Below are 26,612 nucleotides of genomic sequence, written 5' to 3'. Positions count from 1 at the left end.
TTATGACAAGATGGAAGATGCTGTATGAAAAATAAGCTAAGATATAGTCAATCACGGTAAAAGGGGAGAGCGGATATGATTGAAATCAAAGGTGTGACGAAATATTTTAAAGAGAAAAAGCAAACAATTGCGGCTGTTCAAGATATTCATGTAACCATCGCACAAGGAGAAATTGTAGGGCTATTAGGTGAAAATGGAGCAGGGAAAACAACTCTTTTACGTATGCTGTCGACTGTACTTGAACCATCGGAAGGTAATATGTTTATTCACGGAATTAACATTCATAAACAGCCCGATAAAATAAAACAAAGAATCGGCGTGCTTTTTGGCGGTGAAACAGGCTTATACGACCGTTTGACCGCTCGTGAAAACTTAGCTTATTTTGCTAAGTTTTATGGCATGAGCAAACATGAAACAAAGATAAGGATTGAGGAACTGGCCAAACGTTTTGGAATGAAAGACTACTTGGATCGCCGCGTCGGAGGCTTTTCAAAAGGAATGCGTCAAAAAGTAGCCATTGCACGCACTATTCTTCATAACCCGGACGTTATCCTATTTGATGAGCCGACTACAGGATTAGATATTACATCAGCAAACATGTTTCGTGAGCTTATTAAAAGTCTGCAAAGAGAAGGAAAAACGATTATTTTTTCCAGTCACATTATGGAAGAAGTGGAGATGCTGTGTCAGTCTATCATCATGATTCATAAAGGGAAAATGATTTATCAAGGAACAAACGAACAGCTGTATAAAGAAGAGGAAAGCACAGACTTAAACTATATCTTTATGTCGCGTATCGTGAGGGGGGCTTAATATGATTTGGCATATTTATAAAAAAGAGTTAATTGATTGTTTGCGAGATCGAAAGACGATTATCTTTAGTGTGTTGATTCCGATTTTGTTAAATATAGGGATGCTGTTTTTTGTAGATAGAATGATGTCTAGTGATCAATCTGATGGTATGTCTATAGCTGTTGAGAAAGGCTCAGATACAAGTGTAGTGGAATGGTTAAAGAAAGATAGAAACCTTCAAGTTGTGGAAAGCGAAGATCCACTTCAAACAGTAGAAAAAGGCAAAGCATTAGTAGCTTTAAAAGTTGACAAGAAATTTTCCGATAAAATTCTCCATATGCAATCTCCAGATGTGACGATTTATACAAGTCCAAGTAGTGTAGAATCTTCAGGGGCGACAGAGTACGTTACAAATATACTAAACAAACAGAGAGAAGGCATCGTAAAAGAACGTTTAAATCAATTAAATATTAATAATCAAACGATTGAGCCCTTTCATGTAATTGAACAAAGTGTTTCAAAAGAAGATACCAGTTCACTATACATGGTAGCAATTTATGCCCCCCTAATTATTATTATAGGTATATTAGGAGGTATCTTGCCTTCTGCTAATGATATTTTTGCAGGAGAAAAAGAGCGAAAAACGATGGAAGCTCTACTCATGGCTCCTGTTAAACGACTACATTTACTAGTAGGGAAATGGTTCACTATTTCTACATTTGGTGTCTTAAGCGGAGTTCTTTCTACTATTTCATTTGTGCTTTTTGTACGCTACTTTACCGTGACGTTAAATGATGCCTTGAATCTAACCAATCACCTCGTTGCTTTTGGCGTTTCATTACTAGTAGCTATCACTTTATTTGCTTTATTAGCAGGACTAATTCTTTGTATCTTTAGTCTCTTAGCAAGCTCCATTAAAGAAGCGCAAAGCTATACATCACAAATCATTACGGTAGCGATGCTTCCATATTTCCTAATGATGGGGAAATCTGTAAACGAGCTGCAGTCAAGTGCCTTTTTAATTCCTATTTATAACGTATTTGCACTTATGAAACAGCTTCTCTATGGTGTCTATGACATGCAGAGTCTTGTGTATACAGCAGGAAGCTTGTCGGTTTGCATTATTGTTTTATTTACGATTGGTTATACGATGTTTACCAAAAGCCGTTGGGTGCTTGGTAAAGGGTAAGAGACTGGGCAAAAGTAATTTAGTTGAAGAGAAATCCGAACGAGTAATCGTTCGGATTTTTTTATTGGAATGGTGAACGTAGGTTTCAAGTAGGTAGTTAGCTGCTTCTAGCTGTTGATTGGAGGGAAAAACGGAGACTCCTGCGGGAAAAGCGGAACAGGTGAGACCTCACAGGAGCGGAAGCGACGAGGAGGCTCACCGGCCACCCGCGGAAAGCGAAGTCTTGCACGGAAATCAACAGCGGCGTAACAAGCGCCTCATAATAGCTCATTTACCCCAGTTGTTTGTCTCTAGATTCAATTGATTTCGTTATATCTCAACTTTTTTGTAGGGAAATAGAAATTAAAAGAGAATATGGAAAGAAAGGAGAGTGAAACAGCTGCATCTTATTATATGCATCCTATTATAGTAGAAGAAATTTCTCATTCGATAAAAAAGTATGTAAAGCAAATCGAAAAAGTGACGTTTCCAAAGCAAGGATGTACCTCGGATGTTGGTATCCTTCATACGGCTAAAGGAAAGTATGTTTTAAAGCGGACAAAAGGGGGAAAGTACAGAAAATGGTTATATAGGGAATATTATGTATTAGAAAATATACGGGCACTGGCGGACTTTCAAAGCCCGAGTGCTTACAAATTTGTTCAAACAGCTGTTATTGGCTGGAGCGGAGGAACCTGCGGAGACGCTCGTTATGATATGGCGCTTGCTGTGCGCTTTGAAGACGGAATTTTTACAGATAAAGAGCGCGCGTCTTTTTTTAAGGGATATGGCAAGGGGATTTCACCGCACGAATTTTGTTATTTTGCAGAAGGATTGTACGAGTTTTTCTAAGTAATAATGACATCATTTTCTTCATTTGTTGAACGTCCACTTTCTTTGACGAATTCATACTAGTTTTGTCACGTATGAAGGGATTTAAAAATTTCTCTCGAAATGGCTAGTAAATGAAAAAAATGGAGGGATGGAACATGACGATGAAAACGGTAGATGTGGCAAAAGCGCTGGGAATACATCCAAGTACGGTACTAAAGTGGGTCAAAATGGCCGATATCGAGCTAGAGAGAAATGAATCGGGACACTGTGAGTTTACAGAAGAAAACATTGAAGCACTTAGAAACTTTCAAAAAAACCGCAATCGTCAAGCCGTCGTCAAAGTGGTAGAAAAAGTAGTAGAAAAAGAGGAAGTCGTTATATCTGATGAACGTGCGCAAGACATGCAAAAGCAGCTTGATCAGCTTTTTTTAAGGTTGATTGAAAATGAAAAGCGTACAGAAGAAAAAGCGGGAGAAGTAGTGACGTTTCAAATTTTAGAGCATCGTTCAGAAATCGATCGATTAAATAAAGTTATTACGAAATTAGAAAATCGAGTAGTGGAACTTGAAAGTCAGTTAAAAAGTGAAGATAGCTTAAAAGGTAAAAAGCCTGTTCCGAGATGGAGAAGCTTTTTAACCGGTATTTTTAGCTACTAGCAGCGATTTACCATAACGGTAAATCGCTTTTTTTATGGAATTTTATGAAAAATACATCAATTTGTACAGGTTTGTGGAAAAAAATCTCAATAATAGTTGACGAAACGCTTAGTAATTTGATAAAACTAATTAAGTTAAGAAAGTGAAATACTTTCGTAAATACATATTCGTTATCATGCGATAGCGATAAGGAGAGTGACAAGTGAAAAAAAGAGAAGAGCTCGTTCAAGAAATGGAGACGCTGTTTCGCTTTGTGTTCAGACAGCTTCGCCAAGAAATTAATGAAGTATACAATTCAGAGCTATCAACAAATGAATTTATGGTGCTTCGCATGCTGGTTGATTCCGGCAGGCAGCGATCAACTGATTTATCAAAGTATCTTCAAGTGTCAGCAAGCCACATTACGGCGGTAACAGACTTGCTTTTGTCAAAAGGCTACATTGCACGCAAACGGTCTGAAAACGATCGGCGTATTATTGATATCGAACTGACCAAGGAAGGACAGGATATTTTTAATGCTATTCAAGAGAAGAAACGAGCCTATTTCCTTGAGCGTTTTGAGCACTTTACAGATAAAGAAATTGAAACGGTGAATAAACTGTTTCACAAAATTAAAGGCGATCAAAAATAAAGCGCTTTAAATGCGGAAGAATAATCAGTGAATATGGCCTTCACTGATTATTTTTTGTCTTAAAACGCAAAGTGTATAAAAGGCAAGTTAGTTGGTGAGAACATAAAATCAGCGTATAATAATAGAAAGAACACATGAAGGAGGTCATCTTTTTGACAGAACAATATGAAGTAGCAACTTTTGCCGGCGGCTGTTTTTGGTGTATGGTGAAGCCTTTTGATGAACAGCCAGGCATTATAAAAGTTGTATCTGGCTATACAGGCGGTCACAAAGAGAACCCGACGTACAAAGAAGTATGCTCAGAAACAACGGGCCACTATGAAGCGATTCAAATTACATTTGACCCAGAAGTTTTTCCATATGAAAAGCTTTTGGAACTATACTGGCCTCAAATTGATCCAACGGATGCAGGCGGACAATTTGCCGATCGAGGCGACTCGTATCGAACAGCTATCTTTTACCATAATGAACACCAAAAGGAACTAGCTGAAGAATCGAAGCAACAATTAGAAGCAAGCGGTCGTTTTTCTGAGCCGATTGCTACCCAAATTCTACCGGCAAAACCGTTTTATGAAGCCGAAGAATACCATCAAGGTTATTATAAGAAAAATAAATTCCGCTATGCTATGTATCGACGCGGGTCTGGACGTGATCGTTTTATTAAAGAAAACTGGAAAGACTTTGGACGGGACGAGCAGCTGAAAACGACATTAACGCCCATTCAGTATGAAGTGACTCAAAACGATGCAACGGAACCTCCGTTTCGCAATGAATTTTGGGATCATACAGAAGATGGTATTTATGTAGATATTGTATCAGGAGAGCCGCTGTTTAGTTCAACTGATAAATATGATGCCGGATGCGGATGGCCGTCTTTCACAAAAGCGATTAATAAAGATGAAGTAAACGAAAACATGGACGTTAGTCATAATATGGTTCGTACAGAAGTACGAAGCAAAACGGCTAACTCTCATTTAGGTCATTTATTTGATGATGGTCCCCAAGATGCAGGCGGCTTGCGTTACTGCATCAACTCAGCAGCTCTTCGCTTTGTTCCGAAGGAAGATTTAGAAAAAGAAGGATACGGGGAATACACTGTTTTATTTAACAAATAAAATAATATGAAAAAAAGAGCGTGATTCAACTTAAAGTTGGCTCACGCTCTTCTTTTTGTGCTTTCTTTTGTTTTATTTTAGCTCGAATGAGGCTATAGAGAAAAAGGAAAGGAATGTAGCCATAAATAAAGTAAAAGCCGGTCATGGATAATCGTGTATTAAGCTGATCGATGGTTTCCCGATCATCAAAGAAAATAGAAAAACCAAGAAGGGCAATAAGAACTAATATAAGAAAAAGCGTAGGCGGCTTATTAAATGTTTTGCTAAATCCACGAATTGTACACCATACGCTGACGGCAATAGTAGGAAGAACAACTAAAAGCCATAGAGCAATTAAAATGTATTCAAAACGCTGTAAAAATGGGATTTCGATAATTTTAGCCATCGTTAAAGTTGGCCAGATCGTATGCATTAACTGTCCCTGGCTAAAGTAAGCAAATGACACTAATGCTGTGCACAAGTATAAAAAAGCACTGAACAAAATTCCAAGTTGACCCCATTTTTGGCTAGTAGCTCCATTTTTTATAAAAGGATAGAAAAAAAGCACAGATTCAAATCCTAAATTCTCAAAAGTCATCATTTTAGTTGAAATTAAAAATTCCCATATGGTGTGATCAAACAAAGGAAATAAATTATTAAGGTGTCCGTATTTTAATGGATAAATCAATGCGAATACGAGCGGCAAGGGAAGCATAACCCCAAAAAAAGCAATTCCAGTAATCACACGAAACCCACCGGAAACTGTATAGTAAATAATAGGTAAGTAAACAAGTGATACAATCCATGTTTCCAACTGTGGAAACATCCATATTTGTAAAATTTCTACGTACGTCCGGTAAATGGTTAACGCAAAAATAAAATAATAAGCCGATGCCGCAAGAGTTAAAGCTCCTCCAAGGTATTTCCCAAAGTATAACCGGTGAATATCGACAATATCGCTGTTTTCGCGGGTTAAAATATTAAAAATCATCGCTAATAAAATACAGACGCTGATTGCAGCAAGAAAGATGGATATCCAAGCTTCATATCCAGCTCCTTTAATAATATAACGCTGAAATCCTAGGATCCCAACACCAATCTGAGTAGAGTGGACTAAGAAAAAAAGAAAAGAAGGGGAAACTTGATTTTCTTCTTTGATTGTATTATGCATCTTTTCTTCCTCCTAGTTGCTAATACCGGTTTGAATAAGGTGAACGCGAGCTTTTACTTCAATATTCATATCCGGATATTGCGCTTTGAATTTTTCACTGTTAAACCCTCGCGTTTTACTTCGAACATAATCTGTAAAACAAATGGGGTCGATTTTGTGCCGCTGAAGCTTCTTAATAAAGGTATCCCCATCTTTTTCAATATCTTTTTGAAGCGTTTTTTCAACCATTTTAATACTAGCCGGGTCTGTTAAATCTATCCATCCAGGAAACTCTTTTACAAGTCCGTCGATAGTTAAGTGCGCAACAATACTTGGATGCTGATGATTTCCTTTAATTTCATACTTTGTTTTGGTGCGCAAGTTTTGCAGTATAATTTCGCCTTTGCGGTCACTTTCTTTAATTTTTACTGAGTAGCGGCCGTGCTTTGTTCCGCTTGTTAGCAGCTTAAATAAAAACGTTTCTTTCATTCCGATGGTTGTAACGACTTTTTGTTTTTTAAAAAGCGCCAGTCCCTTTAATTTAATAGCATCTTTTTCTTGAGCTAAAACAGGAAGGTACGGGTCGCGGTCATCGCTAAAAAAACTGAATAAAAAAATTTGTAAATTGGTGTTAGGCAAATTTTCTGTTCGGATATTTTGTTCAATCAAATTAGAAATAAACTGATAGTCCTTGATTTTCTTTTTGGTAACGGAGCTCAATAATTCATGTGCGTTGCCATCTGCAATGCTTAATTTAATATTACGTCCAAGGTCTGGATTCCTAGCAATTGTATTTACTAATTCATCCACGCCATGTGTTGCAAATTTTTTTCCCATGACGATGCTTCTCAGCTGCCCAAAAGCGACCGGAAGAGATGATTTATTGTTTAAACGGAGTGGAATATCAAATGATGAATTAGCAGTAGCCGCAATAATACTAGGTTCTTCTGTTGGCCCGTACTTATAGATAGGGTATAAAATAGTTCCTCTGACTTTATTGCTTTGAGGAATATAATCATAACCTATGGAGTTAACTACTTGAATTTCGTCAATTGTTTCACGGTCTGCACAGCTCGTTAAAAAAGTAAGGCAAGTGCATAAAATAAGTATTCTCTTCATGACGTTTCCCCGCTTTACTCATTATCTAAATTACTTTTTCGTTTAGTCTTGTTCGCTTTATTAGGGTTATAGCGAAAGCGTTCTAAAGGACGCAAGTAGCTTGGTCGCTTGGCCGTATGACTATAGGGCAATCGCAGAAAGGTATCCCTATACTCTGTTGGGCGAAACGGAAAAAGCGGAACAAGATAAGGCATGCCCAAAGATTTTAAACGAAGCAAGTGAACCAGCAAGAAGCAAAAGCCAAAGGTGATGCCGACTAAGCCAAACGCAGTAGCAAACAAAATAAATGGAAAACGTAGCAGCCGGATCGTGTTAGACATTTTAAAAATAGGCGTTGTAAAAGAGGCTAAAGCTGTCAGTGAAACAATAATAAGCAAAATATTGCTTGTTAACGCCGCTTCGACTGTTGCTTGCCCAATAACAATCCCGCCTACGATTCCCAGTGTTTGCCCTACTTTTGTTGGAAGTCTGGCCCCGGCTTCGCGAAGCAGTTCAATGGTGATTTCTAAAAAAAGTACTTCGATGACCGGTGGAAAAGGAACGTTTGTCCTTGAAAAGATAATAGGCCCCAGAAGATCTTTTGGAAGCATCTCATAATGATACGTAACAATGGCTACATAAAGAGGCGTAGCAAAAATAGAGAAAAAGACGCCTAAAATACGGATAACTCGGAAAAACGATCCTAGAACCCACGGTAAATAGTAGTCTTCAGGTGAAATAAAGAAGTCAAGCAGCGTTGACGGCCCCGTAACTGCGTAGGGTGAACCGCTTGAGAAAAAGGCAGCTTGCCCGTTTAACAGACTGAACAAGACCCGGTCGATCCGCTCTGTTGTTAAAAACAGAGGAAACGCCGTAGAAGAATTATCGGAAATTAATTGATCAAGCATTGTACTATCAAAAATGACGTCGAAATCTATATCTTCCAGGCGCTGCGTCATAGTGTCTACGTGCTGAGGGTTCGTTACGCCTTCTAAGTAAACAAGAACGACACGCGTTTTTGATTTATTTCCTACGGTGAGTTCTTTAAAAATAAGGTTTTCGGAAATGACCGTTTTTCTCATTAAATAGAGATTGACATCTAAATCCTCTACAAAACCAATTTTAGGACCAACGACGCTGAACTCATTTTCTGTTTCATTTTCTTTTCGAAACCCTGTATCAAAGCTTTGAACTTTAATAAGAGCTACTAGCTTATCGTCTTTATGTAATTGAAACATTACGTAGCCGCGCAGCATCTTTTCTAAAATTTCTTTTGTATCTTTTGTGACTGAAATATCTTCAATCGGCAGAACATTTTCAACTTCATATATACTGCTTAACGTGAAGTCTAGTTTTTGAAAAGGCTCGAGTATTTTATCTTCAACACTTTGCATGTTTACGAGCTGCTTAAAATAAGTAATGATGTACTTTCGATGCTGCGAACCAATGGCTAATGTTGTGAAATCACTTGATTTTTTAAATTGTTTAATCAGTTCATCCAATGTTTTTTTGGGCTGATCGTCTGCATTCTTTTTTTTAAATAAATGTTTAAACATAACCGTGCCCCTCGCATGACTTTCTATTACTGGTAGTTTGTTCATGTACTTCCTTTTTATTCGACTATTTTTTCTCAAGAAGAAAGGAAGAATATAAAGACAAACTTTACACTCTTTTACAGCAGATAAACAGTGGATTTACGTTTGAATGGTAACTTTAGACATGTCGAAGACAATTAAGTAAAGGAGCGGGTACATTTATATGAAGAAAAAATTAGCAGGTATTACACTGGCAGGAGCAGTAGCATTGGCCTCGTTTGGTGTAGGAAACTCACTTATTCAAACCGAAGCAAAAGTGGAGCACAAGTCAGCTAAGAAGCCTCAAAATGTCATTATGATGGTAATGGACGGGACGAGTTCAAATGCTACTACACTCGCAAGATGGTACAAGGGAAAACCGTTACATATGGATCAGCTGATGGCCGGGGGAGTACGTGCGTATTCGGCAGAATCTGCTATTACAGATTCCGCTCCGGCAGCTACTGCTTTAGCAACAGGAAATAAATCAAATTCAGGTTATGTAGGTGTGCTTCCTTCAGTAGTGAACACACCTGGGGTTAAATCTGTAGAAAAAGAAGATCAATTTCGTCCCGTAGCAAACGTTCTAGAAGGAGCAAAGCTTTCAGGGCGCGCGACGGGAATTGTGGCTACTTCTGAAATCCAGCACGCTACACCAGCTGGTTTTTCAGCCCACAACTATAGCCGTGATGATTTTCAAACGCTAGCGGAGCAGCAAGTGTATCAAAACATTGATGTAGTGCTTGGAGGAGGTAAGCAATCTCTTCTTCCAGGAAAAGAAGAAAAAAGCCGGAAAGACGGTGAAAACTTAGTCGATGTTTTGAATACAAGAGGATATGACTTTGTAGAAAATAAAAAGGAATTAGAGCAGTCACACGCCAAAAAAATCTGGGGGAGCTTCGCCGACCGTGACTTAGCGTATGATATGGACCGACCGCAGACAAAAGCAGAACAGCCAAAGTTGTCCCAGATGACAAATAAAGCAATAACAACACTATCCAAAGATAAAGACGGTTTTTTCTTATTTGTTGAAGGAAGCAAAACGGATTGGGCAGCTCATGCGAATGATCCAGTAGGAATGATTAGCGATGTATTAGCGTTTGATGAGGCAGTAGGCAAAGCAGTAGAGTTCGCTGAAAAAGATGGAAATACGATGGTTATTGCGATTGCTGATCACGGAAACAGCGGTCTTTCAATCGGTAATGCAAATACAACAAAAGGATACGATACCACACCTGTTTCTGCTTATATTGATCCGTTAAAAAAAGCAAAAATGACGTTAGAAGGTGCTACGTCTAAATTAAAAGAAGATTTATCAAATAAAGAAGAAGTGGCTGCTTTGTATGGTTTGTCCAATCTAACTTCAGAGGAAAAAGCGCAGCTGACTAAAGCAAGAGATAAAAAAGAAATCAGTGCTGCACTATCGAAGTTATTAGCCAACCGAGCAAACCTTGGATTCACAACGGGCGGTCATACGGGGGAGGATGTATTTCTGTATTCGTACGGCGTAAATCGACCAACAGGGCACTTTGATAATACGGATATTGCCAAACATATGGCTAAATCAATGAATATTAACTTAAACGAGTTAACAAATGAATTATTTATTGAGGCAAATAAAGCTTTTAAAGGCTCAAAGGTAGCGGTTGACTCAAAAGACAAAAACAACCCTGTGCTGGTTGTTACAAACAATAAGCGAACGGTGCGTTTCCCAGTAAACAAAAATATTGCTATTGTAAACGGAAAAGAAATTCAAATGGACAGCGTGGTGGTACAGGATAAAAAGAATCGCTTTTTTGTATCGAAACAAGCACAGCAAATTGTAAAAAATGAAAAATAAGAAATCAATACAAAACAGGCCGGGTTATAACTTTAGGCCTGTTTTTTTACAAATAATAGATGGTTAATTAGGTTATGTAGCCTTTATAGAGGAATGAAGCTATTTATTTTACAAATAAATAGCTTTGAACACTTAAAGAAATGGAAAGTCTTCACGTTTAACTATATGTGATTTGTACTATGAAATGGTATAATAATCATAGTTTTAAAAGGAACTAGTTCGGAATACATATGTAAGTTCATACCTTTGTATGCTAGAATTTTTATAATAAAATGAATAAAAAATACATAAATTCTTTTGGCTGAAATCACAAAGTCATGGTTATTAAGGGCAATATGTAAGTAATTACCTTGAATAAAAAGTAAAAAAATGAATAAAAGTATGGGTGAAAGAGCGTAGAACATGTTTTAATAGTAAGAGAAAACAAAATGATTGAAAAAAGCTTGTCGTCTTTATCGAAAATAGTAAATAAAGATTTTGGCATGCTGATTTACAGATTATAAAAAGGGTATTAAATCATTGTTAGGAAAATAAATGATAATAGATAAACGGTTTTTATGTCTTCTTCTAGAAAACCTACAATTATTGCAATATTCCCCATGAACAATCGTTGTGCGTTCCATTAACGATTAGCGTCCGTGTAGATCATTCATCTCAACATAAAAACACTATAACTATGTGTAGACATGCATAAAACAGAATGGGCAATAGTTCGTACTATACTTTAACATTGTATCCTAGGGGGAGTCATGATGAACAAAATTAACTTAATTATTGCCGATGATAACGAAGATTCGGTTGAAATTTTAGATTATTTTATAGAACAGCTTCCGGAATTTGAAGTGATTAGCACCTGCAAAGACGGAGAGCAGCTTGTACAGGAAGTGATGGCTAAGAGTCCAGACCTTTTGCTCGTAGACATTAATATGCCTACGATTAACGGTGTAGATGCCATAAAAAAGTGCCTGCGCATTAAGCCGAATTTAAACTTCATTTTTATCACCGGCTATGATGAATTTGCTGTAAAGGCATTTGAGTTGTCAGCACTGGATTACATTGTAAAACCGATTGAAAAAACCAGGCTTTATATGGCGTTAGAGCGGGCAAAAAACTCCATTGGAATTGATAAAAATCAGTCAAAAAAGCCAGGTGAGCAATTAAAAAGACTGCCTGTAAAATTTAATGGTTCTACTTATTACATTCCAATTGATCAAATTATTTTTATCGAGAAATCCGGAAAAAAATGCTTAATTTATACTCAATCACGTGTCTATGAGACATATGAAAATATTAGTGATATCTATATGTATTTGAACCCTTCTGTATTTAGTCAAACACACCGGTCTTATATCGTGAATTTACAGAAAGTTTCGCACATCACACCAAAAAACGAAACATATCTTGTTTATTTCTTAGAAATTGATGAATATGCTCATATCTCAAAATTAAAAATCCAAGACGTTCAAAAACAGCTGCATCAGTTAATGACGAATTAAAAGATGCTGCTGCTTCTAAAATAGCTATGTTGATGAAAGGACGAAGCTTATGTAAGTTTCGTCTCTTTCATGTGTCTGCTTTCGGAATAAATGATCGTAATATAGTTCTTATGAGAAGAGTTAGATAGAAGACGTAACGTTGAATTGAAAGGAAAGAAAATGATTTCAATTACTGGTAACTATAATGAATTTACCGTATTTCTTGCTGTCATTGTAGGGATTCTTGCCTCTTATACAGCACTTGATATTATGAGCAAAATGATAAAAAAACAGCGGAACAATTATTTGTGGCTTACACTGTCAGCAACTTCAATGGGGCTTGGAGTGGGGGCGATGCACTATATTGCGATGCTTGCTTATTATGTTCCTGTTAGCTTTCATTTTGATCCTGTACTTTCTGTCCTTGCTTTAATAATAGCGATCAGCGGATCATTAGTTGCGTTTTGGACATTCTGGAAATGGCGCACGTCGGTATGGTCAGGGCTTATTTTAGGAAGCAGTATTCTGGGTACGCATTACATTGCAATGGCAGCAATCGAAACAGAAGCACGTATTCATTATGCCGTGCTATCTGTTTTGCTTTCCATCATCATCGCCCTGGTCGTTGCATTTTATGCGATGCACTTGTTTTTTCGTTCGAAAAGCGTGAAAGCTAATCCGTTTCTTAAACTTGTTAGCTCTATTTTGCTGGGTATTGGAATTTCAGCTATGCATTTCATCAGTATGTATGGAATGAAGCTCCATATTGCACATTCAGTTGCTAGAAGGTGGGGCCAGTGGCTGCCGTATCAAGCGCCATTTTCCAATATTATTGCAAGCATCACAATTACGCTACTCATTGTCTTCCTGCTCGTTGCTGCTTTTAAGCGTCAGGAAGAAGTGAGGGAAAGTCAATTAAAAGAAGAGTATTATCAATCTCTTTTTAACTACAATCCCAATATTGTGTGTGCGGTTGATTTGTACGGCAATATTCAAACGATTAATCCAAAAGGAACAGAGCTAACAGGATACACGTTGCATCAAATGGAGAAAATTCCGTTTCCTTATATGTTTAGAGAAGCTGAAAGAGCTGAAGAATATATGTGGAAATCTCTGAGCGGAGACTCTGTGTATTATGAGGCAACGCTCATTCGCAAAGATAATCAGCCTGTATACGTTGAAGTAACGCAAATGCCTATTATTGTTCATGGTCAAATTAAAGGCAGTTACGTTATTGCCAAAGATGTGACAGACCGAAAAAAGGCTCAACAGCAGCTGTTGGATTTACAAGAAGATTTAAAACGCACGCTTTCACAGCAAGATGGCGCTATTTTTAAATTTGTGAAAAACGATAAAGGGTATATTCATACCATGTGCGAAGGAAAAATGGTTCGTGAAATGGGATATGAGGAAATAGATGTTGTTGGTAAAACACTTGAAGAATTTTTGCCTGAATCCTACGCGAAAGAAAATAAGAGATACTATGAGAAAGCATGGGCGGGAGAGAAAGTGTCTTATGAAGTACTTATGAACGACTTTGCTTACTATACGAAGTTAATACCTCATATCTACAAAGGAGAAGTACAAGAAGTTATTGGTTCTATAGTAGATATCACTGATCTTCACGAGGCAAGAGAAAAGCTGGCTAAAAGTGAAAGCATGTATCGCTCCGTTCTTTCTACAATGTCAGAAGGTGTGGTGTTTCATGACCTTGAAGGTAACTTAATTGCTGCCAATGCCTACGCTGCTAAAATTCTAAACGTGCCTTACGACCAAATGTTATCGGTTAACCCGTTTGGTTTAGACTGGGAAATTATTCATCCTGATGGCACAGCTTTTGCACTCGAAGATATTCCATCTGTCCGCTGTCTTCATACAAAAGAGCCCGTACGAAACACGGTCATGGGCATTTATTTAAATGAGAAAAAGTTGACTTGGCTTTCGGTGAATGCTGAACCTCTTCAAGAAAGCAAATATTATAAAGGCGTAGTGGTCACATTTTATGATATTACAAAACAGCAGGAACAAGAACAAGATTTGCTTCATTCTAATCAGCAAATGATTATAGCAAAAGAAGAAGCCGAAAAAGCAAATCAAGCCAAGTCTGAATTTTTATCAAAAGTAAGCCATGAGCTTCGTACGCCGTTAAACAGTATTTTAGGTTATGCACAGATATTGGAAGAGCAAGGGGAAAAAGATTTAACAGAAAAACAATTGAATCGTATACGAAAAATTTTAAAAGCAGGTAATCATCTTCTTTATTTGATAAATGAAACGCTTGATTTATCGAAAATTGAATCAGGTCACTTAGCGATTAATCTTGAACCGGTGTCGGTAAAAGAGGCAATTGAAGACGCCCTTAAAATTATGAAACCACTAGCAAAAAATAAGCATAGTATACTTTATACTCGCTTTCACGCATACCAAGAAGTCTTTGTTGAAGTAGATGAACTTCGGTTTCAGCAGATCTTATTAAATCTGCTTACAAACGCCATTAAATATTCGCCCGCTTATCGTGATATCACTATCTATACTGACATCACTCAGGATCACGTAACTATATCGATTGAAGATAAGGGCTTTGGAATTCCAGCTTCAGAATTAAATCGGATTTTTGAGCCTTTCTACCGTGTAAATAGACTAGAAAAAGACGGAACAGGAATTGGGTTGGCGCTTGTAAAACAGCTTGTTGTATTAATGAATGGAACGTGCGGAGTCCGAAGTGAAGAAGGAAAAGGCAGTACATTTTGGGTGCGTTTTCCCATAGTCCATCCACCTGTTCCTAAACGCTTATCTGATGAAGGAGAAGCCGAGCCGTTTTTAGGTTTTTCCATGCCAATTTCAATTGTGTATATTGAGGATAACGATACAAATATCGAGCTTATGCAATCGATTCTTTCTCCATATAAAAACGTTAAGCTTTTAATTGCTAAAACAGGAGAAAATGGCATCGGGCTAATCAGGTCTATTTCACCGGGTATAATCTTAATTGATATTGATCTGCCTGATATGAATGGTTTTGAGGTATGCACACAGCTTCAGCTGGAAAAAGAGTTGAAGCATATTCCGCGAGTCGCCCTGAGTGCAAGCGCGATGCAAAGCGATATCGATCAAGCTTTTTTAGTCGGCTTTAGTGAATACGTAACAAAGCCTATTCACATTGCAACGTTTTTGAATGTATTAAAACGCTTAACAAACGCTTAACAAAAGTTTAGAGGGCTTTTAATTGACTTATTAGTGAACTCTTTGTAAAATAAAAACAACTTAATACATTTACTTCTTAAGGAGTAAAGGGGAGTAGCGTCAGGGAAACCTGAAACAAAGTCGTCATTACATGGAGTATTCCATCGGCTTTGTTGGCATAATGATTATGCTTAGCAAGACCTTTGCCATATTTGGCAAAGGTCTTTTTGTGTTTTATTCCAGTAATGAGGATAAATAAACTTATACAAAGAAACGAGAGGGGATTTTTATGGATGCATCACTTTTGTTAGAGTATGGATGGGTATTGCTAGTGCTGGTTGCATTAGAAGGAATTTTGGCGGCGGATAATGCTCTTGTGATGGCCATTATGGTCAAACATTTACCGGAAGAAAAACGCAAGAAGGCATTATTTTACGGACTAGCCGGTGCCTTTATTTTTAGATTTGGTTCATTGTTCTTGATTTCATTTTTAGTCGACGTATGGCAGCTTCAAGCTATAGGAGCCATTTACTTATTGTTCATTTCCATTAATCATATTGTGAAGCGATATATGAAAAAAGACGATCATGAAAAAGTGAAAGAAGCAGACGGGAAAAAGGGCTCAAGTTTCTGGATGACGGTTTTAAAAGTAGAAATAGCAGACATTGCTTTTGCCGTTGATTCAATTTTGGCCGCTGTGGCTCTTGCCGTTACATTGCCAACAACAAATCTTCCTCAAATTGGCGGACTGGACGGTGGACAGTTCTTGGTGATCTTCGCCGGAGGAATTATGGGATTAATTATTATGCGTTTTGCTGCAACTTGGTTCGTCAAGCTATTAAATACGCGCCCAGGCCTAGAAACGGCGGCTTTTGCTATTGTAGGCTGGGTAGGGGTTAAGTTAGCGGTCTATACCCTTGCTCATCCGGAGTTGGGTATTATTAATGAACATTTCCCTGAATCAAAAGTGTGGAAAATTACGTTTTGGATTGTGTTACTTGCCATAGCAGCTTCAGGCTGGTTTCTATCTAAAAATAAAGAACAAACTGATCTTGAAAGCTCAGAGAAAGAAAAAGAATCGTTAAAAAAAATTGAAAATCAATAATACAAAAAAACACGCCTTCAATTAGCATTGAAGGCGCGTTTTTTTGTGTTGGGATAAAATACCTAGTTTAGATTATTTAAATAAAGGGTAAAAGAACTAACTGCTGTTTAATTACTGTATATCCGAATGTTTTGCTTTTTCGTTCATATTCTGTAGAGAACAGAAGCAGCCGTAAGTAATTCAGTTCAATGAAGTTTATTTCAGTTTATAAACATATATTTCAAATGTATGTTAATTGGTAAAATTGAGCTATTATGGGTTATAATAAAGGGAAATTAAAAGGAGCAGAGCGCTTCTCAACCCTGTTCGTCATCAAAAGAATGGATATTAATATGGTATAAAGCAACTGAGTATAGTAAAAGAGGTGAAGCCAATGCTCACAAAAGTTCAAACGCCTCCATCGCTTGAAACGCTTGTACTGACGATTCAGCAAGGGGATAAACAATTACATAATGAAATGATACAACAGTATAAACCGTTTATTGCTAAAGTTGTTTCAGCTGTATGTAAACGTTATATAAGTGAAGCTGATGATGAATTTAGCATTGGTCTAATTGCATTTAATGAAGCCATTGAAAATTACACAATCCAAAAAGGACGATCTCTTCTTGCATTTGCGGAACTTATTATTAAAAGAAGAGTAATTGACTATATTCGAAAAGAAAAAAGAAATCAAACGCTGCTCTATAGCCGAATTGAAAATGAAGGTTTTATTCAAGGCAAGGTAGAAAGGGATATATCGCTTTCTAACTATAAAAGGCAAAGTGAAACTTCATATATTCAAGAGGAAATGACTTATTTTTGTCAGGCGCTAAAATTGTTTAAATTAACTCTTGAAGACATTATTAACACGTCTCCTAAACATAAAGATGCAAGGGGAAATGCAGTCGAAGTTGCATCATTTATCGTCAATGAAAAAGAATTAAAAGATAAGCTGTTTTTAAAGCGGCAGCTTCCTATTCGCTTGATTGAAAAACATGTCAAAGTGAGCCGGAAAACAATTGAAAGAAACCGTAAATATATTATCGCCATGGTTATTATATTAGCGGGGGACTACGTGTATTTAAAAGACTATATTATGTAAGAAAAAGGCACACGCAGGTGCCTTTTTTTTAGCCATGTTATGAAGTTAAGTTTTATTTTTGTGTGCTGCCGCTTAAGTGAGCTTGAGCTTGTTGCACCAAGCGTTTTGTGATTTCTCCGCCTACTGAACCGTTGCTGCGTGCAGCAGTGTCAGAACCTAGAGTTACCCCAAATTCTTGAGCGATTTCATATTTATATTGATCTAAAAATTGTTCTACGCCTGGTGTTAATAGTTTATTTGTTCTAGCCATGATTAGTCATCTCCTTTTTTAGTGGTACAGCAGTTCACTGCTGTATCTGTATTATTTGTTGTTTCCTATTTTGCATACTGGTAATGGTTTGCAAGAAAGTATAAAAAAGCCCAGCTTTCAAAGAAGCTGGGCTTTTTTATATATTATTTTACAGCTGCATATTGCTCAAGAGACTGAGCAAATGACTTTTGAAGAGATTTTACTTGTTCTACGTATGCATCAGATACGTGTTGGAATTCTTGGCGCGTTTTCTTTTGCTCTTCTACTAATTGTGTTACTACTTGATGATATTGTTCTTGAGCTTGCTTTACTAAAGAATAGCTTGATTTGCTTTGGTTAAGAGAAAGCTCTTGTAATTTATTTAATGCTTCATGCGTGCGGTTTGTCCATTCTTCATAAGAATCGGCAACAGCGTTGCCAGCTGTTTTACGTAAGTTTTCAACTGTTTTTTGTTGAAGGTCTTCTAATTCAGCTTTCCATTGTTTGTCTGTTGCTTGAAGCTGTTCAACTGCTTTTGTTACAAATTCTTGCTGTTGCTCAAGTGCTTTTAACGTCCATTGCTCAATTTGTTTGTTTCCGTCTGCAATGTTTTGTAACCCCTTTGTCCATTGTTCCCACATTGCATCAATTACTGTATCATACTTTACTGTTGACATAATCAAATTCCTCCTTGAATAATTTGGTCTGGCGAACAGTTATCGTAATGAACAAAACGTTAAAGAAGAAATTCGTAGTTGTGTGATAAACCTAACATTCCGCGCTCGCTGGTTGACCGTGAAATTTTACATTATATTAGGAAACGCAGATGTACTGCGTGAATCCCTTTAATCGTTTTCTTCCTCTTTTGATTCTTTTGACTTTTTAGAAGAAGAAGAGCTAAAAGGGAACAACATGTCGGTATACATGTGAAAAAATGAATCTAACATGTTTTGATACTGTTCAAGTGAATTAGCCCACATGCTTAAATATTGTTCACCGGCATCTGTTAATGAATAAATCCGGCGTGCAGGGCCTTCAGCTGACGTATCCCATTGCGATGTAATCAAGTTGTCTTTTTCAAGCTGTCTCAGCGTGCGGTAGACATTTCCTTGATCAACTGATGTGAATCCAAAGCTCATTAGTTGCTGAATGAGCTTGTAACCATGTAGATTCCAACCTCTTAAACTTAAAAGAAGAAAAGGAACCATCAAGTTTTTTGGTGCACCGCTAATCGATTTTTCTAAGTTGTTTGAATTAGAGGTGTTATCTTTTTCACTTGATCCCAAGGTAATCACCCCTTCGAAAAAAGAGAATTTGTTTTCCATATGTGTAATTTACACCTAGATGAAAAAATTGTCAACACTTTAAAACAGGTCTTTCAAATACAGGAAAAAAGAACGATTTTTTGGATTTCGACAAAAAGCGTCAAAAAAATTCAAAAATAAACAAAGATTTAGAATTGTTTATTTTGGAAAACGTATTTATAATAGTACATGTAGGTAATTTTTATAACATTTATAATTTGTTGGTAAGTGAATTGTGAAAAGATTTACATTATCCAATAAATAAACGCAAAATTGGTTGCGTTTACTTAGAGCTTCTAATATGTCGCTTGTCACATTAAGTGTCCATATTGAAAGCCATCACTTTTAACGTACACAAGAAAGGAGATGGAGTTTTGGAACAGCAAAAAGTATTTGATCCGTTTCAAGCATGGAAAGACGTATATGACAAAACCGAATCTTACTGGGGTAAAGTTATTGGGGACAATATGAATCGTGAAGAATTTTCCCAGCTCATGGGAAATGTGCTAAATATGAACCTTCAATATCAACAAGCAGTAAATGAAGTAACGGGGCGCTATCTGCACCAAGTAAATGTACCAACAAAAGAAGATGTAGCAAACGTTGCGTCATTAGTCATCAATGTGGAAGAAAAAGTAGAATTATTAGAAGAGCAATTTGACGATCGTTTTGATGAATTAGAAGCACAGCAAGAAAGTGCATCTGCTTTGAAAAAAGATGTAACTAAGCTGAAATCTGATGTCAAATCGTTAGACAAAAAACTCGACAAAGTTTTATCTCTTCTTGAAGGGCAGCAAAAAACACAAGACGAGTTAAAAGAAACTATTCAAAAACAAATTAAAACTCAAGGTGAGCAGCTTCAGGCTCAGCTGTTAGAAAAACAAGAAAAATTAGCTGAAAAGCCAAAGGCAGAAGCTAAATCTGAAGCAAAACCGTCAAACGCTCAAAAAACTGAGCAGCCGGCTCGCAAGTAAGGTATAGGGGATTTTATAACAACATTAACTGCTGTATTTACAGTAAAAATCATAGCTGAAGAAGCAAGGGGGAAATTTTTCATGACAACATTACAAGGTAAAGTAGCAATCGTAACAGGCGGATCTAAAGGTATCGGGGCAGCAATTACACGTGAGCTTGCTTCTAATGGAGTAAAAGTAGCAGTAAACTATAACAGCAGTAAAGAATCTGCAGAAGCAATCGTAAAAGAAATTAAAGACAACGGCGGAGAAGCTATTGCGGTTCAAGCTGACGTGTCTTATGTAGATCAAGCAAAACACCTAATCGAAGAAACAAAAGCTGCGTTTGGTCAATTAGACATTCTAGTAAACAATGCTGGAATTACGCGCGACCGTTCATTCAAGAAGTTAGGTGAAGAAGATTGGAAAAAAGTAATTGATGTAAACTTACATAGCGTATACAACACAACATCAGCTGCGCTAACGCACCTTTTAGAATCTGAAGGTGGTCGTGTTATCAATATTTCATCAATTATTGGTCAAGCGGGCGGATTTGGTCAAACAAACTACTCAGCTGCTAAAGCAGGTATGCTAGGATTCACTAAATCATTAGCTCTTGAGCTAGCTAAGTCAGGCGTAACAGTTAATGCAATTTGCCCAGGATTTATTGAAACGGAAATGGTAATGGCAATGCCGGAAGAAGTTCGTGCAAAAGTTGTAGCAAAAATCCCAACTCGTCGCTTAGGCCACGCTGAAGAAATTGCACGCGGAGTGGTTTACTTAGCAAAAGACGGCGCGTACATTACAGGACAACAGTTAAACATTAACGGCGGCTTATACATGTAATAGATGCTGGCCCTGACTTTTGTCGGGGCTGTGCTTGTTAACTAACTACTAATGAAATGAAAGGGTGTGTATATTCGTGGCAATTCCTTACGTGCAAGAGTGGGAAAAATTAATCAAATCAATGCCAAGTGAATATAAAAGTTCTGCAAGACGTTTTAAGCGTGCATATGAAATTATGACAACAGAAGCAGAACCGGAAGTTGGATTAACACCAAAAGAGGTTATTTGGAAAAAGAACAAAGCGAAATTATACCGCTATACGCCAGTAAAAGATAACCTGCATAAAACACCAATTTTACTCGTATATGCACTGATCAATAAACCATATATTTTAGATTTAACGCCTGGAAACAGCCTTGTTGAATACTTATTAAACCGCGGTTTTGACGTGTATTTACTTGACTGGGGAACTCCTGGGCTTGAAGACAGCAATATGAAGCTAGATGATTATATTGTGGATTATATTCCAAAAGCGGCGAAGAAGGTGCTCCGCACTTCTAAATCTCCTGAGTTGTCTGTTCTTGGTTACTGCATGGGCGGAACCATGACATCTATTTTTGCTGCATTAAATGAAGACTTGCCGATTAAAAACTTAATTTTTATGACAAGTCCATTTGATTTTTCGGATACAGGTTTATACGGGGCATTCCTAGACGATCGCTACTTTAATTTAGATAAAGCAGTAGATACATTTGGAAATATCCCTCCAGAGATGATTGACTTTGGAAACAAGATGTTAAAACCAATCACGAATTTCTACGGTCCATATGTAACGTTGGTGGATCGTTCGGAAAATCAGCGTTTTGTTGAAAGCTGGAAGCTCATGCAAAAGTGGGTTGCTGACGGCATCCCATTTGCTGGTGAAGCTTATCGTCAGTGGATTCGTGATTTCTATCAACAAAACAAATTAATCAATGGTGAACTTGAAGTTCGCGGACGCAAAGTAGATTTGAAAAATATTAAAGCTAATATTTTAAACATTGCTGCTAGCCGTGATCATATTGCGATGCCGCATCAAGTGGCAGCTTTAATGGACGCTGTTTCAAGTGAAGATAAAGAGTATAAATTGTTGCAAACAGGTCACGTATCTGTTGTATTTGGTCCAAAAGCAGTGAAGGAAACATATCCTTCAATCGGCGATTGGCTAGAAAAACGCTCTAAATAAAATAAAGACGAGGCTGGACAAAAGTATTTTAGCCGACGTGAAAAACGAACCACTGAGATTAGTGGTTCGTTTTTTTGTTATGGTAAACGTAGGTTTCAAATATATAGTTGCTTCTAGCTGTTGATTGGAGGGCAAGGCGAAGACTCCTGCGGGAAAAGCGGAACAGGTGAGACCCCGCAGGAGTGTCAGCGACGAGGAGGCTCACGGGCCGCCCGCGGAAAGCGAAGTCTTGCACGGAAGTCAACAGCGGTGTCACAAGCGGTTCAGCACATGTATCCCATTTGTTCGTCTTTAGATTGGATTCATTTAATTATGTCTCAACCTCGTTTTTTTTTGTAAACAGACAATATTGATTGACGGTTCTTTATGCGGGCTGCTGGAATGTATGATATCTAATGACAAGTGAGGTGACTTCTTTTATACTAATGTAGTCACCTTCTTGAACATGGGATTTTTCACATGGATATTGCGATCCGTGTAACAATGAGTATGCTTTGGGAAGAAAGAAGAAAACTATTAGTATTATAACAAAAAAGGAATGTCAGATTATGCCGCAACCATGGAAACGACGAGTAAGGCAGATGTCTTCAGCTCAAATTATTGTTACATTTTACATAGTGGCTGTTACGCTTGGATTTCTATTACTTAGTATTCCAGAAGCTTTAAAGCCGGGAGTGAAGTTAGCATTTATTGATCGCTTATTTATTGCCGTCAGTGCGGTAAGTGTAACAGGGCTGACACCTGTCTCTACTCCGGATACATTTAGTACGACGGGCTATTTTTTGCTCGCTTTTATTTTTCAAATCGGTGGTATTGGTGTAATGACACTCAGTACATTTATTTGGATGATTTTGGGTAAAAAAATCGGTTTAAAGGAACGTCAGCTCATTATGACGGACCATAACCAATCCCGCTTATCAGGGTTAGTTGACTTGATGAGAAATATTTTATTTATTATTTTTGCCATTGAACTAGTTGGCGCCATTATTTTAGGATTACATTTTCTCCGTTATTATTCGAGCTGGACAGATGCGTTTCTGCATGGTTTCTTTGCTTCTGTCAGCGCTACAACAAATGCTGGCTTCGATATTACAGGATCTTCATTTATTCCGTATGCCCATGATTATTTTGTACAAGTGGTAACCGTTATTTTAATTACGCTTGGAGCGATTGGATTCCCTGTATTAATTGAAATTAAGCACTATTTTTTAACATTTAAAGATAAGCGTAAATTTCAGTTTTCGCTATTTACGAAGCTAACGACTATTATGTTTTTTCTGCTGTTAGCAGGGGGGACAATCTTGATTCTTGTGCTAGAGCATTCAGGATTTTTAGCAGATAAGTCTTGGGATGAATCGTTTTTTTATGCGTTTTTCCAATCCGCTGCTACAAGGAGCGGAGGAGTAGCGACCATGAATATTAATGAGTTTTCGCTTCCCACGTTAATTATGATGAGCGCGATGATGTTTATCGGGGCTTCACCGAGCTCAGTAGGGGGAGGAATTCGTACGACGACGTTTGCATTAAATATTCTTTTCCTGTTTTATTACGTAAGAGGAAATAAGACGATTAAAATTTTTCGCCGCGAAATTCATGAAGATGACATTATTAAATCAGTAGCTGTATCGATGTTAGCGGTAATCATTTGCTCGATTTCTCTTCTTGTTTTAAGTATTACAGAACATTTTTCTCTCATTGAGCTTATTTTTGAAGTGTGTTCAGCTTTTGGGACAACAGGTTTATCAATGGGAATTACAGGAGGGCTTTCTGATATTGGTAAATGCGTTATTATGATTTTAATGTTTATTGGCCGAATCGGCATGTTTTCATTTATTTTAATGCTTCGCCGTCCAACGTCTGGACCGGATTATCACTATCCGAAAGAACGTATTATTATTGGATAAAAGAGGCTGAGGTAAAAATATGTTAGTTGAAGAAGAATCCGAACGAGCTTAATTCTTAATCAAGCTCGTTCGGATTTTTTTATGATGGTAAACATAGGTCTCATATGTTTAGCTGCTTCCAGCTGTTGATTGGAGGGCAAGGCGAAGACTCCTGCGGGAAAAGCGGTTCAGATGAACTCATGTATCCCATTTGTTTGTCTTTAGATTAAAGTAATTTCGTTATGTTTCAACCGCTTTTTTACAGCTTTTTCTGCTTATATTGCGCATCAGAAAGTGCATTCTAAGAAAAGGAAGTTCAATGGACTTCCAAGCATAGGAGGGATATATGATGGCAAAGCGTAAAGTAGGGTACAAATCAGCACTGACTAACAATAATACACCAAAAGAGAGCCTTTCAGATGCAGAATTTGCTGCTGAATATGCTGGCGGCGAGGAGCCGGCTAAAGGCGCGAATCGCAATTCGAAAAAAGGAAAGCAAGGTAAGTAACGATGAGCAAACATAAACAAAATAATAAGCATATAGCAAGCACCGAAGCAAAGCAAAAGCAATTACTGCAAGAAGAGTTCGGAGCGGAAATGGGCGATCCTAACGCAGCTAAAATATATGAATCCTTAGGAAAGACAAAGTCTGATAAAGAGCAAAAAAAGAAAAAAGAATGTTAAAGAAAAAAACCTCGGATATCCGAGGTTTTAGCTTACAACTGGAAGGCCAAATGCCTCTACAGGTGCTGAATAAAGTTTTGTATCATTTGCTTTTTGATCATAATAAGCAAGAAGAACAGATGGTTGTTCATTTATTTTTCCCGTTTGTTTATAATACATATAGTCAAATGGCAGAATCTCTAAAACAGTGTGCTTGTATAATTCTTTTTCAGCGAGCTGTTCAGCTTCAAAAGCCTGTCCCATAATAGAAGGGTTAGCAAGCATTTGCTGATAGTAATGAGAGCGGATTTGTTTTTCTACTTTATCGTCCCACCAAGGTTTACGAGGCTTATGCTTTTGGTTTTGTAAATAATCAATTTTCATAAACCCTTCAATCATTTCTTCATTTGAAAAATTCTCTGTTTCAATATACTGTCTAAGGCGTCTGAATAAATCTTCAAGCTGATGGCCGATTCGAACCCAGCCCATTTCATCCCAATACGTCCCGAAGTTTTGGAAGAAATCAAAAGGTGTATCATAGCAGTGCTCTACTAAAAACTCTATTGTTTCATCCATTCGATGGTCATTCCAAAACTTTTCTAAAATATCTTCTACGTGTTTAATACGTACGACATCTGAAAATGGCAAGACGTTATTGCTTAAAATTTCATAAGGCGACTGATCCATGTATTGATAATTATAGCGAGGCGCACTTAAGCGTAAGCCGGTGCCGCGAAGCATTTTCAAAAAGCCTAGCTGAAGCTCTTCAGGGCGAAGTGCAAATACATCATTAAACGTATTCTTAAATGAGTTATAATCTTCGTCTGGCAGTCCTGCGATTAAGTCTAGATGCTGATCGATCTTTCCGCCTTCTTTTACCATTGTTACGGTACGCGTTAATTTTTTAAAGTTTTGTTTGCGTTTGACTAGTTCATTGACAGCATCATTTGTAGATTGAACGCCAATTTCAAAGCGGAATAATCCTTTTGGCGCATGATCGTTTAAGAACTGAATAACTTCTGGGCGCATAATATCGGCAGTAATTTCAAATTGAAATACGGTGCCTTCACGGTGTTCATCAATTAAAAATTGGAACATTTCCATGGCGTAGCTGCGGCTGATGTTGAACGTGCGGTCTACGAACTTAATTGTGCGGGCTCCGTTATCCATTAAATAGCGAATATCCTCTTTTACCTTTTCTCTATCGAAATAACGAACGCCTACTTCAATAGAAGAGAGACAGAACTGACAGCTAAACGGACAGCCGCGGCTCGTTTCAATATACACAACGCGTTTTGAAAGTTCTTGGCGGTCTTCTTCAAAACGGAAAGGAGAAGGCATTTCGCGCAGATCAATTTTATTGCGCTGCGGGTTTACAACTGGTTTTCCTTCTTTTCGGAAAGCCACGCCGCTTACGTTTTCAAACTGACGCTCTCCGTGAAGTTCGTCCAACAGCTGCTTGAATGTTTCTTCGCCTTCACCGATCGCGATAAAGTCAGCTTCAGGAATACGCTCTAGCCAGTGAGTTACATCATAGGTTACTTCTGGTCCACCGAATATAATGATGAGCTCGGGATTGATCTTTTTAAGCATTTGTGCCACTTTAATCGTTTCTTCAATATTCCAAATGTAACAGCTGAAACCAATAATATCTGGGTTGCGTTTATATAAATCCGTGACAATGTTCATAGCAGGATCTTTAATCGTATATTCGGCCATATCCACTTTATAGTCAGGCTCTGCATAGGCTTTTAAACATCGAAGGGCTAAAGAAGTATGGATATACTTCGCATTCAATGTACTGACAACAATGTTCATTCAAAAAGCTCCTTTTAACTCGTAATATGAAATCAATTTACTATTTTAGCACATTTGAGAAATAAAG

General features: G+C 37.6%; 26 protein-coding genes and 1 riboswitch. Of the genes, 19 read left to right on the top strand and 7 right to left on the bottom strand.

Going from position 1 to position 26,612, the window contains the following annotated elements; genetic code table 11:
- Positions 1-75: 75 nt before the first annotated feature.
- From ACFX40_RS02820 to msrA, 7 genes are all read left to right on the top strand, one after another.
- Positions 76-813, top strand: a complete 738-nt coding sequence (locus ACFX40_RS02820; RefSeq protein ID WP_098333623.1) for an ABC transporter ATP-binding protein — start codon at positions 76-78, stop codon at positions 811-813.
- A 1-nt stretch (position 814) separates the two neighbouring features.
- Complete coding sequence (locus tag ACFX40_RS02815) at positions 815-1,981, top strand: ABC transporter permease (protein WP_114324285.1); 1,167 nt, start codon at positions 815-817, stop codon at positions 1,979-1,981.
- A gap of 114 nt (positions 1,982-2,095) precedes the next feature.
- Positions 2,096-2,230 carry a hypothetical protein gene (locus tag ACFX40_RS02810; RefSeq protein ID WP_318253752.1) on the top strand — a complete coding sequence of 45 codons (135 nt, stop codon included), beginning with the start codon at positions 2,096-2,098 and terminating at the stop codon, positions 2,228-2,230.
- Positions 2,231-2,335: 105 nt separating this feature from the next.
- Entirely contained in the window at positions 2,336-2,812 is a 477-nt protein-coding gene (locus ACFX40_RS02805; RefSeq protein ID WP_377254000.1) for a hypothetical protein, read from the top strand.
- A gap of 137 nt (positions 2,813-2,949) precedes the next feature.
- Positions 2,950-3,450, top strand: a complete 501-nt coding sequence (locus ACFX40_RS02800) for a MerR family transcriptional regulator (protein ID WP_028407862.1) — start codon at positions 2,950-2,952, stop codon at positions 3,448-3,450.
- A gap of 202 nt (positions 3,451-3,652) precedes the next feature.
- Complete coding sequence (locus ACFX40_RS02795) at positions 3,653-4,081, top strand: MarR family winged helix-turn-helix transcriptional regulator (protein ID WP_013082191.1); 429 nt, start codon at positions 3,653-3,655, stop codon at positions 4,079-4,081.
- A 152-nt stretch (positions 4,082-4,233) separates the two neighbouring features.
- Positions 4,234-5,196 (top strand): peptide-methionine (S)-S-oxide reductase MsrA, encoded by a 963-nt coding sequence (gene msrA, locus ACFX40_RS02790; RefSeq protein ID WP_098333620.1) that lies wholly within the window; start codon positions 4,234-4,236, stop codon positions 5,194-5,196.
- 25 nt (positions 5,197-5,221) lie between these two features.
- Here msrA and ACFX40_RS02785 read toward each other — a convergent pair whose 3' ends face one another.
- From ACFX40_RS02785 to ACFX40_RS02775, 3 genes are read right to left on the bottom strand one after another with little or no spacing between them, the layout of a single operon-like run.
- The gene (locus tag ACFX40_RS02785) at positions 5,222-6,346 is read right to left on the bottom strand and encodes a GerAB/ArcD/ProY family transporter (protein ID WP_028407865.1); all 1,125 of its coding nucleotides are present in this window, start codon (positions 6,344-6,346) and stop codon (positions 5,222-5,224) included.
- Positions 6,347-6,358: 12 nt separating this feature from the next.
- Complete coding sequence (locus ACFX40_RS02780; RefSeq protein WP_377237620.1) at positions 6,359-7,444, bottom strand: Ger(x)C family spore germination protein; 1,086 nt, start codon at positions 7,442-7,444, stop codon at positions 6,359-6,361.
- 14 nt (positions 7,445-7,458) lie between these two features.
- Positions 7,459-8,979, bottom strand: a complete 1,521-nt coding sequence (locus ACFX40_RS02775) for a spore germination protein (protein ID WP_098333619.1) — start codon at positions 8,977-8,979, stop codon at positions 7,459-7,461.
- Positions 8,980-9,181: 202 nt separating this feature from the next.
- Here ACFX40_RS02775 and ACFX40_RS02770 point away from each other — a divergent pair, with 202 nt between their 5' ends.
- The 5 genes from ACFX40_RS02770 to sigI all read left to right on the top strand — a co-directional run bounded on the left by ACFX40_RS02770 (position 9,182) and on the right by sigI (position 17,684).
- Positions 9,182-10,837, top strand: a complete 1,656-nt coding sequence (locus ACFX40_RS02770; protein WP_098964503.1) for an alkaline phosphatase — start codon at positions 9,182-9,184, stop codon at positions 10,835-10,837.
- 749 nt (positions 10,838-11,586) lie between these two features.
- The gene (locus ACFX40_RS02765; RefSeq protein WP_257146714.1) at positions 11,587-12,333 is read left to right on the top strand and encodes a LytR/AlgR family response regulator transcription factor; all 747 of its coding nucleotides are present in this window, start codon (positions 11,587-11,589) and stop codon (positions 12,331-12,333) included.
- A gap of 159 nt (positions 12,334-12,492) precedes the next feature.
- Positions 12,493-15,516: a PAS domain S-box protein gene (locus ACFX40_RS02760; RefSeq protein ID WP_377253998.1), complete on the top strand. Its 3,024-nt coding sequence runs from the start codon at positions 12,493-12,495 to the stop codon at positions 15,514-15,516.
- Between the two features lie 76 nt (positions 15,517-15,592).
- Positions 15,593-15,688: riboswitch (yybP-ykoY riboswitch) on the top strand.
- 96 nt (positions 15,689-15,784) lie between these two features.
- On the top strand, positions 15,785-16,600 hold the full coding sequence (locus ACFX40_RS02755; RefSeq protein WP_028407871.1) for a TerC family protein: 816 nt from the start codon (positions 15,785-15,787) through the stop codon (positions 16,598-16,600).
- Between the two features lie 373 nt (positions 16,601-16,973).
- On the top strand, positions 16,974-17,684 hold the full coding sequence (gene sigI / locus ACFX40_RS02750) for an RNA polymerase sigma factor SigI (RefSeq protein WP_116515422.1): 711 nt from the start codon (positions 16,974-16,976) through the stop codon (positions 17,682-17,684).
- Between the two features lie 52 nt (positions 17,685-17,736).
- Here the strand turns inward: sigI and ACFX40_RS02745 are convergent, their stop codons facing one another.
- The 3 genes from ACFX40_RS02745 to phaQ all read right to left on the bottom strand — a co-directional run bounded on the left by ACFX40_RS02745 (position 17,737) and on the right by phaQ (position 19,238).
- Positions 17,737-17,934, bottom strand: a complete 198-nt coding sequence (locus ACFX40_RS02745) for an alpha/beta-type small acid-soluble spore protein (protein WP_013055933.1) — start codon at positions 17,932-17,934, stop codon at positions 17,737-17,739.
- Positions 17,935-18,077: 143 nt separating this feature from the next.
- Positions 18,078-18,590 (bottom strand): polyhydroxyalkanoic acid inclusion protein PhaP, encoded by a 513-nt coding sequence (phaP, locus tag ACFX40_RS02740; RefSeq protein ID WP_377253996.1) that lies wholly within the window; start codon positions 18,588-18,590, stop codon positions 18,078-18,080.
- Between the two features lie 168 nt (positions 18,591-18,758).
- Entirely contained in the window at positions 18,759-19,238 is a 480-nt protein-coding gene (phaQ, locus tag ACFX40_RS02735; RefSeq protein ID WP_013082201.1) for a poly-beta-hydroxybutyrate-responsive repressor, read from the bottom strand.
- A gap of 353 nt (positions 19,239-19,591) precedes the next feature.
- On the opposite strand from phaQ, the gene phaR reads away from it, so the two are divergent.
- The 7 genes from phaR (at position 19,592) to ACFX40_RS02700 (ending at position 24,748) form a co-directional block, all read left to right on the top strand.
- Positions 19,592-20,191 (top strand): polyhydroxyalkanoic acid synthase subunit PhaR, encoded by a 600-nt coding sequence (gene phaR / locus ACFX40_RS02730; RefSeq protein WP_013055937.1) that lies wholly within the window; start codon positions 19,592-19,594, stop codon positions 20,189-20,191.
- Positions 20,192-20,272: 81 nt separating this feature from the next.
- Positions 20,273-21,016, top strand: a complete 744-nt coding sequence (gene phbB, locus ACFX40_RS02725) for an acetoacetyl-CoA reductase (RefSeq protein WP_014461095.1) — start codon at positions 20,273-20,275, stop codon at positions 21,014-21,016.
- A 76-nt stretch (positions 21,017-21,092) separates the two neighbouring features.
- Positions 21,093-22,181: a class III poly(R)-hydroxyalkanoic acid synthase subunit PhaC gene (locus ACFX40_RS02720; protein ID WP_028407874.1), complete on the top strand. Its 1,089-nt coding sequence runs from the start codon at positions 21,093-21,095 to the stop codon at positions 22,179-22,181.
- Positions 22,182-22,301: 120 nt separating this feature from the next.
- On the top strand, positions 22,302-22,520 hold the full coding sequence (locus ACFX40_RS02715; protein ID WP_081732003.1) for a hypothetical protein: 219 nt from the start codon (positions 22,302-22,304) through the stop codon (positions 22,518-22,520).
- A gap of 185 nt (positions 22,521-22,705) precedes the next feature.
- Positions 22,706-24,085 (top strand): TrkH family potassium uptake protein, encoded by a 1,380-nt coding sequence (locus ACFX40_RS02710; RefSeq protein ID WP_255256589.1) that lies wholly within the window; start codon positions 22,706-22,708, stop codon positions 24,083-24,085.
- A 328-nt stretch (positions 24,086-24,413) separates the two neighbouring features.
- Positions 24,414-24,572 (top strand): hypothetical protein, encoded by a 159-nt coding sequence (locus ACFX40_RS02705; RefSeq protein WP_025749458.1) that lies wholly within the window; start codon positions 24,414-24,416, stop codon positions 24,570-24,572.
- Between the two features lie 2 nt (positions 24,573-24,574).
- Positions 24,575-24,748, top strand: coding sequence for a thiamine pyrophosphate-dependent enzyme (locus ACFX40_RS02700; RefSeq protein ID WP_013055943.1), 174 nt, complete (start codon positions 24,575-24,577; stop codon positions 24,746-24,748).
- Positions 24,749-24,775: 27 nt separating this feature from the next.
- Here ACFX40_RS02700 and ACFX40_RS02695 read toward each other — a convergent pair whose 3' ends face one another.
- A complete protein-coding gene (locus tag ACFX40_RS02695) occupies positions 24,776-26,545 on the bottom strand; it encodes a B12-binding domain-containing radical SAM protein (RefSeq protein ID WP_050689442.1) in 1,770 nt (589 codons plus the stop codon).
- Between the last annotated feature and the right edge of the window lie 67 nt (positions 26,546-26,612).

The sequence above is a fragment of the Priestia sp. YIM B13552 genome (assembly GCF_042787775.1).
In the GTDB taxonomy this organism is placed as follows: Bacteria; Bacillota; Bacilli; order Bacillales; family Bacillaceae_H; genus Priestia; species Priestia megaterium_E.
The sequence above is the reverse complement of the archived record's forward strand: the minus strand, read 5'-3'. Positions and strand labels throughout refer to the sequence as shown.